This is a genomic window from Frigoribacterium faeni, assembly GCF_007988805.1.
In the GTDB taxonomy this organism is placed as follows: Bacteria; Actinomycetota; Actinomycetes; order Actinomycetales; family Microbacteriaceae; genus Frigoribacterium; species Frigoribacterium faeni.
On sequence record NZ_BJUV01000054.1, the window covers coordinates 1 to 11,237 of the forward strand.

11 protein-coding genes and 1 tRNA gene are annotated in these 11,237 nt (G+C 73.0%); 7 read left to right on the forward strand and 5 right to left on the reverse strand.

Going from position 1 to position 11,237, the window contains the following annotated elements; translation table 11 throughout:
* Positions 1–37: 37 nt before the first annotated feature.
* Both FFA01_RS15225 and FFA01_RS15230 read right to left on the reverse strand, forming a co-directional pair.
* Entirely contained in the window at positions 38–904 is an 867-nt protein-coding gene (locus FFA01_RS15225) for a metallophosphoesterase (RefSeq protein WP_146857037.1), read from the reverse strand.
* A 45-nt stretch (positions 905–949) separates the two neighbouring features.
* Complete coding sequence (locus tag FFA01_RS15230) at positions 950–1,345, reverse strand: hypothetical protein (RefSeq protein ID WP_146857038.1); 396 nt, start codon at positions 1,343–1,345, stop codon at positions 950–952.
* Positions 1,346–1,534: 189 nt separating this feature from the next.
* On the opposite strand from FFA01_RS15230, the gene FFA01_RS15235 reads away from it, so the two are divergent.
* Both FFA01_RS15235 and FFA01_RS15240 read left to right on the forward strand, forming a co-directional pair.
* A complete protein-coding gene (locus FFA01_RS15235) occupies positions 1,535–1,960 on the forward strand; it encodes a VOC family protein (RefSeq protein WP_146857039.1) in 426 nt (141 codons plus the stop codon).
* A gap of 736 nt (positions 1,961–2,696) precedes the next feature.
* The gene (locus FFA01_RS15240; RefSeq protein ID WP_146857040.1) at positions 2,697–3,086 is read left to right on the forward strand and encodes a YchJ family protein; all 390 of its coding nucleotides are present in this window, start codon (positions 2,697–2,699) and stop codon (positions 3,084–3,086) included.
* Here the strand turns inward: FFA01_RS15240 and FFA01_RS15245 are convergent.
* Positions 3,062–4,066, reverse strand: a complete 1,005-nt coding sequence (locus FFA01_RS15245; protein WP_244289898.1) for a DUF429 domain-containing protein — start codon at positions 4,064–4,066, stop codon at positions 3,062–3,064. The two genes, FFA01_RS15240 and FFA01_RS15245, sit on opposite strands and share 25 nt — an antisense overlap.
* A gap of 94 nt (positions 4,067–4,160) precedes the next feature.
* On the opposite strand from FFA01_RS15245, the gene FFA01_RS15250 reads away from it, so the two are divergent.
* Positions 4,161–5,435, forward strand: coding sequence for a VIT1/CCC1 transporter family protein (locus FFA01_RS15250; protein WP_146857041.1), 1,275 nt, complete (start codon positions 4,161–4,163; stop codon positions 5,433–5,435).
* A gap of 69 nt (positions 5,436–5,504) precedes the next feature.
* Here FFA01_RS15250 and FFA01_RS15255 read toward each other — a convergent pair whose 3' ends face one another.
* The gene (locus FFA01_RS15255; protein ID WP_146857042.1) at positions 5,505–6,365 is read right to left on the reverse strand and encodes a phosphatase PAP2 family protein; all 861 of its coding nucleotides are present in this window, start codon (positions 6,363–6,365) and stop codon (positions 5,505–5,507) included.
* Between the two features lie 459 nt (positions 6,366–6,824).
* Between FFA01_RS15255 and FFA01_RS15260 the strand changes: the two genes are divergently transcribed.
* Both FFA01_RS15260 and FFA01_RS15265 read left to right on the forward strand, forming a co-directional pair.
* Positions 6,825–7,103, forward strand: coding sequence for a hypothetical protein (locus tag FFA01_RS15260; protein ID WP_146857043.1), 279 nt, complete (start codon positions 6,825–6,827; stop codon positions 7,101–7,103).
* A gap of 169 nt (positions 7,104–7,272) precedes the next feature.
* A tRNA-Arg gene (locus tag FFA01_RS15265) sits at positions 7,273–7,345 on the forward strand.
* 105 nt (positions 7,346–7,450) lie between these two features.
* Here FFA01_RS15265 and FFA01_RS15270 read toward each other — a convergent pair.
* Positions 7,451–8,698 (reverse strand): ROK family transcriptional regulator, encoded by a 1,248-nt coding sequence (locus FFA01_RS15270; RefSeq protein WP_182501071.1) that lies wholly within the window; start codon positions 8,696–8,698, stop codon positions 7,451–7,453.
* A gap of 113 nt (positions 8,699–8,811) precedes the next feature.
* On the opposite strand from FFA01_RS15270, the gene FFA01_RS15275 reads away from it, so the two are divergent.
* Complete coding sequence (locus tag FFA01_RS15275) at positions 8,812–9,699, forward strand: LacI family DNA-binding transcriptional regulator (protein WP_146857044.1); 888 nt, start codon at positions 8,812–8,814, stop codon at positions 9,697–9,699.
* Between the two features lie 195 nt (positions 9,700–9,894).
* Positions 9,895–11,190 carry an ABC transporter substrate-binding protein gene (locus FFA01_RS15280; RefSeq protein ID WP_146857045.1) on the forward strand — a complete coding sequence of 432 codons (1,296 nt, stop codon included), beginning with the start codon at positions 9,895–9,897 and terminating at the stop codon, positions 11,188–11,190.
* Positions 11,191–11,237: the final 47 nt, after the last annotated feature.

Here is an 11,237-nt window from a genome sequence, read left to right on the forward strand (position 1 = left end):
GGGTGGGGTCAGGCGGGTCGGGCGGGGTCGGGGCGGGTCAGGCGGGGCGGCCGGCGGCGGCGGCGATTCGCCGGACCGCGTCGTGGTCGAGGGCGAACACCTCGTCGCCGTCGCGGCCGTCGTAGGACCGCACGACCGTCGACCGCACGCCGTCGTCCGGGTCGGGTGCGACGTCGACCACGAGGAACCCCGATCCGCGCACGGCCCGCTCGGTGCCCGGGGCGGCCGACACGTCGGTGTCGTTGGCGACGCCGGGGGCGACGAGCACCGGCACGCCGCCCAGCCTGCCGACGATGTGGTGGTGGTAGTGCCCGGCGAGGATGACGCGGACGTCGGTTCCGCGGACGATGTCGGCCAGCGCCTCCGGATCCTGGAGGGCGAGGGCCTCGTGCAGCGTGGTCGGAGCCGCCAGCGGCGGGTGGTGCAGCACGAGCACGGTGCCCCGGGGCGCCGGGGTCGCGAGCAGCTCGCGCAGCAGATCGAGCTGACTCGGCCGGAGCTCGCCGTAGCCCGCGCCGGGCACGGACGTGTCGAGACCGATCACCCGCCAGCCGTCGACCTCGAGCAGTCGGTCGAGCGGGCCGGAGGGTTCGCCGCCGAAGACCTCGGCGAAGCCAGGTCGCTGATCGTGATTGCCCGGGACGAGCGCCACGGCGGCGCCCTGCGGCCCGGCCCACGAGTCGAGGCGGTGGCGCAGCAGCCGGTAGGAGGCGGTGCTCCCGTCGTCGGACAGGTCGCCCGACCCGACCAGCAGTCGCACCCCCTCGACGCGCGAGGCGTCGGCCAGCACGCGGTCGAGGGCCGCGGTGGTGTCGACGACGCCCTGATGCGGCGATCCGTCGCCGGTCAGGTGGGAGTCGCTGAGGTGGACGAGACGCAGGGTCCCCGGGGTCACGGCGTGCATGCGGTCGAGCCTAGGCCCGGCGTCCGCGGCGGCCTCGGCGCGGTGTCAGTGCGCGAAGTCGTCGATCGGGGCGAGGCGGGCGCCGAGGGCGCCGCCGAGGGCCTCGAACACGTCGGTCAGCTCTCTCCACTGGGCGCAGGTGGGGGTGTTGGGCTCCACGTACAGACCGTAGAACCATCGGGGCAGTGCGAGCACCTCGAGCAGCACGGTCTCGCTCCGGTCGAAGAGCTGGGTGCCGTCGCGCCGGAGGTCGGCGGCGTGCAGGATCTCGCCGCCGACATGGTGGACCCCGGCGGCGCGCAGGGCCTTGGCGGTCAGCCGGGTCGACAGTCGCGGCGACGTCGCCCGGGTGGCCCGGTCGCCGACGACGGCGCGCACGTGGGCGAACACCAGCTCGGCCTCGTGCACGGCGTGCGGGCCCTCGTCGGGCAGGGTGCTCATCCGGTCACTGTGGCATCCGGCGCCCCCTGCCGACGACGCCCAGTTCGGGTCGCCCGTGTTCGGGGCACGTGGGTGTCCGGCGGCCTCTTCCGCTGCGCGTCGTGCGGTGCCAGGATGCGCTGAACGACGGCGCTTCTGCCGCCCGAGCCGGCGCCGACGCAGTCGCCGGTCGCGACCAGAGGAGACCCCATGTCCACGAAGCTCACCCCCTACCTCGCCTTCCGCGACGGAGCCCGCGAGGCCCTCGACTTCTACCGCTCCGTCTTCGGCGGCGACTACACCGCCACCACCTTCGGCGAGTTCCACATGGGCGGTCCTCACGAGAGCGAGAAGATCATGCACGGCCAGCTCGTCACGGCCGACGGCATCCTGCTGATGGCCGCCGATCGGCCCGACGACATCCCGCTCGAGAGCGAGAACTCGATCTCGCTCTCACTGTTCGGGGGTGCCGACGACGCCGACGAGCTCATCGGCTACTTCGAGGCCCTGGCCGTAGGAGGCGCGGTGTCGGTGCCCCTGGAGCAGGCCCCGTGGGGCGACAGCTTCGGCATGGTGGACGACCGGTTCGGCCTGCACTGGATGGTGAACATCGCGGGTGCCGCCGCCACCCCCTGACGCGCGGTCCCCGCGCCGCGTGGCGGCACCGCACCGCGTCCTGCGCACCGCACCGCGTTCCGTTCTCCGCACAGCGTTTCGTGCACTGCACCGCCCTCCGCTCACCGCACCCTGACTAGTTCCGGTGCGGCGTACGAGGTGCGGTGCGGTGTCGCGCGGCGTGGGTCCGGCGGCCGTGCCGCACCGCGTTCCGTGCTCCGCATCACGTTTCGGTCTGCGCACCGCGTTTCGGCGTCGGCGGAACGCGGTCCTCGTGCTGCACCGCGTTCCGGTCAGTGCACCGGGACTAGTTCCGGTGCGGTGTACGAGGTGCGGTGGGGTGTCGCGTGGCTGGGTCCGGCGGCCGTGCCGCACCACGTTCCGTGCTCTGCACCGCGTTTCGGTCTGCGCACCGCGTTTCGGCGGCCGCGCTGCGCGGTTTCCGTGCTGCACCGCGTTCCGGTCAGTGCACCGGGACTAGTTCCGGTGCGGTGTACGAGGTGCGGTGCGGTGTCGCGCGGTACGGGTTCGGCGACCGTTCCGCACCGCATTCCGTTCTCTGCACCGCGCTTCGTGATGCGCACCGCGCTTCGTTCTCTGCACCGTGTTTCGGCGATCGTGCTGCGCGGTTTTCTTGCTGCACCGCGTTTCGGTCACCGCACCGCGACTAGGTGCGGTGCGGTGTCCAAGGTGCGGTGCGGTGACCGGAACGCGGTGCGGTGCGGGGCGACGCCGGCGCGACCGCGAGAATGGCCGGATGGACGACAGCGCACGATGCCCCTGCCTCAGCGGCGACACCTACGGCGACTGCTGCGGCCCGCTGCACCGCGGCGACCACGCCGCCCCGACCGCCGAACGCCTGATGCGCTCGCGCTACAGCGCCTACGTGCTCCGCGACGAGCCCTACCTCGGGGCCACCTGGCACCCGTCGACGCGCCCCGCCGACCTGGCCGTCGACCCCGGCACCCGTTGGTTCCGGCTCGACATCCTGCGGACCGAGCGCGGCGGCCCGTTCGACGACACCGGCGTCGTCGAGTTCGAGGCGCGCTCGAGGTCCGACGGCGAGGTGCACGTGCAGCACGAGGCGAGCCGGTTCGTCCGCGATCGCGACCGCCGCTGGCTCTACGTCGACGGCGACCTGTCGTAGCGGGCCGTCCCCGTCCGGCCGGCGCCGTCGGCCCCGCCGTCCGCGCGTAGCGCGCCGTCGACCCCGCCGTCCGCGCGTAGCGCGCCGTCGGCCCCGCCGTCCGCGCGCGGCGTGCCGTCGGCCCCGACATCTGCCGACACCGTCTCGCCGGTGCCCGTCCCGGCGAGGCGCTGCGAGTCGCGAGCCGGCGTGATGATGGTCGCGCGCCTCCCTCGCTCGTCGGGTCGGGTGTCGCTGCCGAGCACCTGCACCCGTTCCGGCGCCTGCACGCGGATCGACGCGGTCCAGGCGCAGAGCAGGGCGTCGAGGAGGTCCTCGCGATGCTTGTAGGCCCGGTCGACCAGCGGCGACGGCTCGTCGACGAGGAGGCGCGACACCGGATGCGACGCCACCCGCAGCGCCGGGGTGGCCGTCTCGAGCGACGCCATCCGGGCGATCAGGTCGTCGCAGACCGCGGCGCGGGCGGCCCGGCGCTCGCCGAGGGGCAGGGTCGTGTCGGGGCGCTTGTAGCGCGGGCGACGCGTCTCGTAGCCGAGCTCGGCCATGCCGACCAGCGTCGTGTACGGGTAGCACTCGAAGAACGACGAGCGATCGGTCGGGCGCTCGGCGACGCCGTCGTCGTAGACCATGCCCCGCGCCTCGAGGCGCTCGCCGAGGGTGCGTCCGCCGAGCCAGGGCAGGGAGGCGCTGCTCGCGTTGGCCGACACGTGCCACCGCCCGTAGGCGCGGGCCACCTCGCGTTCGCTCGGACGCATGCCGGTCGCGTTCGGCACCAGCACGGGCGCGTCGATCGCGATCGACGAGCCGGGCGTCGCCCACCGGGCGATCCAGACCTCGACCTCGTCGACCCCGCGGGCCCAGCCGGCGTCGAGCACGGTGCCGTCGGCGTCGATCACCGCGAGGCCGGTCTCGTTCGCCGGACGGCCGGGGCTCGAGTCGCGCCAGGCGAGGTCGATGCCGAGGAACCGGGGTGAGGTCACGCGGACGACGCTACCCGCGCCTCCTCGGTCGGGACCCGGAGGCACGGGTCGGCCGGGCCGGGATGGTGCGGCCGGGGGAGCGGATACTGATGACATGTCGACCACCCCGAACCCTGCCGTCGTCCGCGAGCCGTCGGCGGCCGATCTGCGCCGCTGGCGCCGCTACCTGGCCGACGAGCGCGCGGAGGAGGCCACCTACCGCGACCTCGCCCGGCGCCGCAGCGGCGAGGAGCGCGAGATCCTCGTGGCGCTCGCCGACGCCGAGGCCCGGCACGCGGCGCACTGGATCGCCCTGCTCGGCGACCGCGTCGGCCGGCCGGCGCGCACCGACCTGCGCACCCGGGTGCTCGGGGTGCTGGCCCGCCGTTTCGGCTCGATCTTCGTGCTCGCCCTGGTGCAGAGCGCGGAGGCGCGGTCGCCGTACGCGACGGACGTCGACGCCACCGATGCCATGGCCGCCGACGAGCGGATCCACGGCGAGGTCGTGCGCGGGTTGGCCGAGCGGGGCCGCACCCGGCTGTCCGGGTCGTTCCGCGCGGCCGTGTTCGGGGCGAACGACGGGCTGGTCAGCAACCTCGCGCTCGTGCTCGGCATCAGCGCGTCGGGGGTCTCGAACCGCGTCGTGCTGCTGACCGGTCTGTCGGGACTGCTCGCCGGGGCCCTGTCGATGGGCGCGGGGGAGTACGTCTCGGTGCGGTCGCAGCGCGAGCTGCTCGACGCGTCGACGCCCGATCCCGAGGCCCGGACGGTGCTGCCGCACCTCGACGTCGACGCCAACGAGCTGGCGCTGGTCTATCGGGCGCGCGGCATGTCGGCGGTCGACGCGGAGGCCCGGGCCCGCGCGGTGCTCGGGGGTGCGACCCTCGGGGCCGGGGTGTCGCCGTTCGCGGCGGGGGCGGCGACGCCGGGGGTGCCGGCGGGTGCGGCGCCGGGGACCGCGGCCGCGGAGGCGGACGATGCCGTCGTCGGCTCGGCGTCGAGCGTCGACGGATCCGCGCCGGCGGGCGAGACGCCGGTGGGCGAGACGGCGGCGAGCGTCGACGGATCCGCGCCGGGCAGGACGCCGGCCGACGCCGACGAGCACGCGTCGCTCGGCACCGCCTTCGGGGCGGCCGCCTCGAGCTTCTGCTTCTTCGCGTCGGGCGCCGTGATCGCGGTGCTGCCGTACCTGTTCGGGCTGGAGGGCCTGACCGCGGTGATCGTCGCGGCGCTGGCGGTGGGCGTCGCGCTGCTCGGGACGGGTGCGGTCGTCGGGCTGCTCTCCGGTGCGAGCCCGCTCAAGCGGGCGCTGCGTCAGCTCGCGATCGGCTTCGGCGCCGCCGCGGTGACGTACCTGCTGGGCCTGCTGTTCGGGACGGGCGCGGGGTAGTCGACCCGCGCCTCCTCGGCTCGGTCCTGCGACGCCGACGTCCCGACACCGGCTCCGGGGCGCCGTCGGTCAGGCGCGGCGGTCGAGCTTCCAGGCGATCCACGCGGTGACGAGCACGACCCCGGCCGCGGCGAGCCGGGCGCCGTCGAGCACGCCGTAGCCGCTCGAGCCGGTCAGGCTCATGTCGCTGCCGATGCCGATGCCCCAGACCGCTCCGGAGGTGGCGAGGCAGACGACGACCGCGAGGCCGACGATCGCGGAGGTGACCGCGTGCGAGCGGGGGCCGACCTGATCGACGGTCGTGGTCGGTCGTGACCAGCGGGACGCGCCCCAGCGGACGACGCCCAGCCAGAAGAGGACCACCGCGCACGAGCCCACGATGTCGCTGACGCGGTGCCAGCCGTAGGCGACGGTCTGCTCGGCGACGACGGCGGCGAAGGCCGTGCCCACGACGAAGAGGAGGGGGCGGAGGTGGCGGCCGAACGCGGTCATGATGGCGAGCAGGCCGGCGACGGCGATGGTCGTGTGACCGCTGGGGAAGCTGTTGCCGTAGAGCTCGCCGGTCAGGTCGGGTCGCGGCACGAACTGCTTGAGCAGCTGGGCGGTGACGGTCGCGCCCACGATCAGCACGCCCGCTTGGACGGCGGCCCCGGGACGGCGGCGCAGCAGGGCCACGCCCATCGTGACCGCGAGAACCAACAGCACGGCGACGGGTGAGATGGCGTCGAGCGCGACGCCGGACTGCAGCAGCGTGTTGCCGTCGACCGAGGCGAGGATGCTGTCTTCGACCTCCTGCCCGGCGGGGGTGAGGACGGCGGCCGTGTAGACCCCGGCCAGGGCGATCAGCGAGACGCCCGCCGTGATGACCCATCGAGCAGCGCCCGCGCGGCGGACAGCCGTGGGGGCGGAGACGGTCGGGTAAGCGGTCACCGACCAATGAAACAACAGGTCCCCTGGACGCCGCCTCACACCGGGCACCGAATCGGCGGGGAGATGAGGGACTCACAGGTTCGCGGGATGGTGCAGGGCCGTTCGGCGACGGGTGTCGCGGGGTGGTGCGGTGTGCCCGAGCGGTACGGGCGCCAGGGGTGCCTGGGTGGCGCAGGTGGCGCAGGTGGCGCAGGTGGCGCAGGTGCCGCGGGTGCCGAGGGTGGCGTGGGTCGCGCGGGCACTCGGTCCGCACGCGGAGCCGGGGCGGCATCGTGTTCGGAGAGGCGTCGTCGCGCCGCGGCTCTTACGCATCGATGCGTAAGAGCCCAAGGGCGAACGCCGCTCCAACCCGTCGCCCGAGCGGCGTCGACGGCGGGACGACCCGGAGCCTGGGAGGCGCGGGCCGGCCGGGAGGATAGTGGGCCGGTACCCGACCGCGTTCCGTATCGAGGAGGATCCATGAGCACGACGAACAGCAACGAGCCGCAGCAGGGCGGTGTCACCGACGAGGACTCCACGTTCGGTGAGCGCGACGACCGCCCCCAGGTGGCGGTGTCCGAGAACAGCGGAACGGCCGACGCGCCGCCCGCACCCGGATCCGATGCCGAGTCCGCCGACGTGACGGGCCGCGACGCGACCGGCGACATGCGCGACCGCACAGGCACGGCCGACGCCGACGACATCGACGAGCTCCTCGGCGACCGGAACGACGACGACGAAGGCCCCCGCGCGCCCTAGTCCGTCGGCAGCCGATCGAGTCGCCGATCGTCGTCGCGCACTGGGGTGTCGGCGGTGGATGTCGGCGATCCGCTCGGTCGGTGGCCCCCGAGTCGAGGAGGCGCGGGCTCGATTGGCGGGGAGGCCCCACCTCGTGTAGTGTTTCCTCTGGCCAATCGGCCGGAGAAATGCGCCTGTAGCTCAACGGATAGAGCATCTGACTACGGATCAGAAGGTTGGGGGTTCGAGTCCCTCCAGGCGCACAAAACGAAGGCGGTCCACTACGTGGGCCGCCTTTTTCGTGCGCCTTCCAGGACTCGAACCCCCGGGTGGCCCGGCGTCGCTGGCGCGCCGCCCCCGTCCAGGGTTCAGCGTGCCGCCGCCCGCTGCCGGGGCGGCACGAGTCGCGGCCCGTGCCCCGGTGCGACCGAGCTCTGCAGCACGAGGGCGGCGGCGCCGATCGCCGCGGAGTCGCGGGGGTTCGTGGCGAGCTCGACCAGCACGTCGTGGGACTGTCGTGCGAAAGCGCTCTCGGTGAGACGATCGCGGACGGCTCGGGCGTACACCGAACCGGCGACCGCGATGCTCGGACCGGCGAGCACGAGCCGGTCGACGTCGAGGACGTTGACGAACGAGACGACGGCGGCGGCGAGATAGCGGGCCGACCTCTCGATGAGCGCCTCCGCCGCGGAGTGGCCGCCGACCGCGGCTCGGGCGAGCTTGTCGAAGTCCTGGGCCACGGTGTCGTCGCCGAAGAGCAGGCCGAGATCGGCGAGACTCCCGGCCTGCTCGCGGGCACGGAGCATGACCGCCGCCGGCGATGCGTAGCGTTCCGCGCACCCGCGATTGCCGCAGAAGCACGGCTCACCGTCGAGGTCCACCGACATGTGCCCCAGCTCCCCGGCGTTCGAGCTCGACCCGCGGTAGAGGGCCCCGTCGATGATGATGCCGGCCCCGAGGCCGGTGCCCATGTAGATGCTCGCGAACGTCTCCGTCCGCGGGACCCGGCGCGTCCAGAACTCCCCGACCGCCGCGGCGGCGGCGTCGTTGTCGATCATCACCGGCACGTCGAGCCGGTCCGACAGCCGGTCGCGGAGCGAGAAGCCCTCCCAGCGGCGGAGGGTCGGCGAGCGGAGGATGGCCCCGTGATCCGCCGAGAGGGGACCGGGTGCGACGACGGCGACGCCCGCGATCGACGAGCGAGGGATGCCGGCCGCATCGACGAAGGTGTCGAACTGCGCGACGAGTCGATCGGTGACCTCGTCGGGCGAGTCGAGGGAGGCCCCGTCGACGAGCTGACGTGCCACGATCCCCCCTCCGGCGCCGGTGGCGACGAAGGTCATCGACTCGTACCCGAGCTGGACGCCGACGGCGTAGAGGGCCCCCGGATTGATCTCGATCAGGGTGCGGGGCTTGCCCCCGCCGGAGGCCACACGGCCCCCCTCTCGGACGATCCCCTCGGCCAGCAGCCTCCGGACGATGTTCGAGATGCTCGGCTGCGTGAGCCCGGTGGCCGCGGTGAGCTCGACCCTGCTGATGGGCCCGGAGGAGCGGATGACGTCGACCACGAGAGCCCGGCTCCCCGGCCCGGAGGCGACGGACTCCGGTCTGGCCACGTCGTCCTCCTCGCTCGTGCGGGACCTACTCTGGTGCTGGCCCGCGTCGGTGACACGATAGCGGTCGCCCGAGACGACACCGCCGAGGCCGAGGGGCCGAGAGGGATGAGACGATGACCGACCGAACGACGACGCCCACCACCGGGCGACGGACGCGCCTCCCACGGCCCATCGGGCTGACCCTCGTCCGTCCCTCCGAGATCTACGGGGCCGAGCCGTACTTCCATGAGCTCACCGCCGGCCTCGACCGCGTCGTGCGCCCGCGCGGGCACGCCGTGCTGCTGCGGGTGCTGCCCGACCGGGAGGCCGAGCTCGAGCTCTGTCGCCGGTGGTCGACGGAGGGGGTCGTGGACGCCGTGGTCCTCGTCGACCTCGGCGTCGACGATCCGCGGGTGTCCCTGGTGGCCGAGCTCGACCTGCCGGCCATCTCCGTCTCCTCGCCCGAGATCTCGAGCGGACTCCCGGCGGTGTGGACCAACGACGACGTCGCGGTCGAGGAGGCCGTGGATGCGCTGGCCCTGCTGGGGCACGTCCGCCTCGCCCATGTCAGCGGGCCTCTGGGTCTGGCGCACTCGCTCGCCCGCCGCGACACCTTCACAGCGATCTGCGCGGCGCGGGGGCTCTCCGCGGTCACGGCGACGGGCGACTACTCGTCGGAGTCCGGAGAGCGGGCCCTCCAGACGCTGCTCGGGGACGAGAGCCCGGCGACCCCGACCGCGGTCGTGTTCGACAACGACCTGATGGCGCTGGGAGGCCTCGCCGAGGCGCGTCGGCGTGGGCTGGACGTCCCCGGCGACCTGTCGCTGGTCGCCTGGGACGACTCCGCGCAATGTCAGCTGTCGGAGCCGCCGCTGTCGGCTCTGAGTCACGACGTGCAGCGGATCGGTGAGATGGTCGGCGAGACGGTCCTCGCGGTGCTCGACGGCGAGCGCCCGCCCACGCTGGAGGCGCCTCCCATCGTCTTCGTCCCCCGGGGGACGACGGGCCCGCCCGTTCCCTGACGCCGGCGAGGCCTGGAGCTGCGCCACGACCCTCCTCCGTCACCATGCTTGCCATAAATTAATAATCAAAGTCTTGACACGATGCGGGGCGGCGGGCGAAGCTGAGGCACCCGATCAGCTCGCACCCGTCGAGACCTGCCGGACGGCACGGCCGAGTCACTTCGCCGGCACCCACGAACGAAGGAGTTCGCACGCATGAAGAAGACAGCACTCTTGGGCATGGCGATGGTCTCGCTCGCCGCGATCGGTCTCAGCGGCTGCTCGTCGGCGTCCAACGACGACGGCGACCCCTCGGGCGAGATCACCGTGCTCACCAACCGCACCGACCTCGTCGACACGACCTTCGCCGACTACGCCAAGGCGTTCGAGGAGAAGTACCCGGGCACGAACGTGACGTTCGAGGCGCTGACCGACTACGAGGGCGACGTCAAGATCCGCCTGAACTCGAAGGACTACGGCGATGCGCTGCTCATCCCCAGCTCGAACGTCACGAAGGACCAGTACTCGAGCTTCTTCGAGCCCCTCGGCACGGTCGACGAGATGAGCGAGAAGTACCGCTTCGTCGACGCGGGCGCCTACGACGGCCAGGTCTACGGCATCTCCACCTTCGGCTCGGCCATGGGCATGGTCGTCAACAAGAAGGTCTGGGCCGACGCCGGCATCACCGAGGCCCCGACCACCCAGGAGGAGTACCTCACCGATCTGCAGGCCATCCGCGACCGGACCGACGCCGACCCGTACTACACGAACTACGCCGACGGCTGGCCGCTGGCGACCATCGAGGGCAACCTCGGCGCCACCCAGGGCCCCGAGGTCCGCATGGAGATGGCCGAGGACGACGCGCCCTGGACCGAGGGCACCGACCAGTACAAGATCGACGACCTGCTCTTCCAGACCGTGAAGGCCGGCCTCAGCGAGGCCGACCCGACCACGACCAACTGGGAGGAGTCCAAGAACCTCCTCGCCCAGGGTGAGATCGGCTCGATGGTCCTCGGCTCCTGGGCCGTCAGCCAGATGCAGGACGCCGCCGAGGCCGCCGGCGCCTCCCGCGACGACATCGGCTTCTGGCCGATGCCCTGGCAGGTCGACGGCCGGTTCACCTCGGTGACGGCCAGCGACAAGGTCCTCGGCGTCAGCAGGAACAGCGACAACAAGGCGACGGCGAAGGCCTGGGTCGACTGGTTCACCAACGAGTCCGGCTACGCCGAGAGCCAAGGCGCGATCAGCCCCGTCAAGAGCGACCCCGAGCCCGACACCCTCTCGGACTTCAGCGCCCTCGACGTCCAGTACCTGGAGCTCGCTCCCGACCCGGTCGGCAAGGAGGCGCTGCTCACCGACATCGCCAACGAGGCGGAGATCGACATCTTCGGCAACACCTACCGCCAGAAGCTGATCGACACCGCCCGCGGCGCCGCCGACGGCGATGAGGACTCGTTCTTCTCCGACCTCAACGACCGCTGGGCCGCAGCGCAGGAGAAGGTCTCCGAATGACCCAGCTCGCCTCGCCTCCCGAGGTCGCGGCGACCGTCACCGACGAC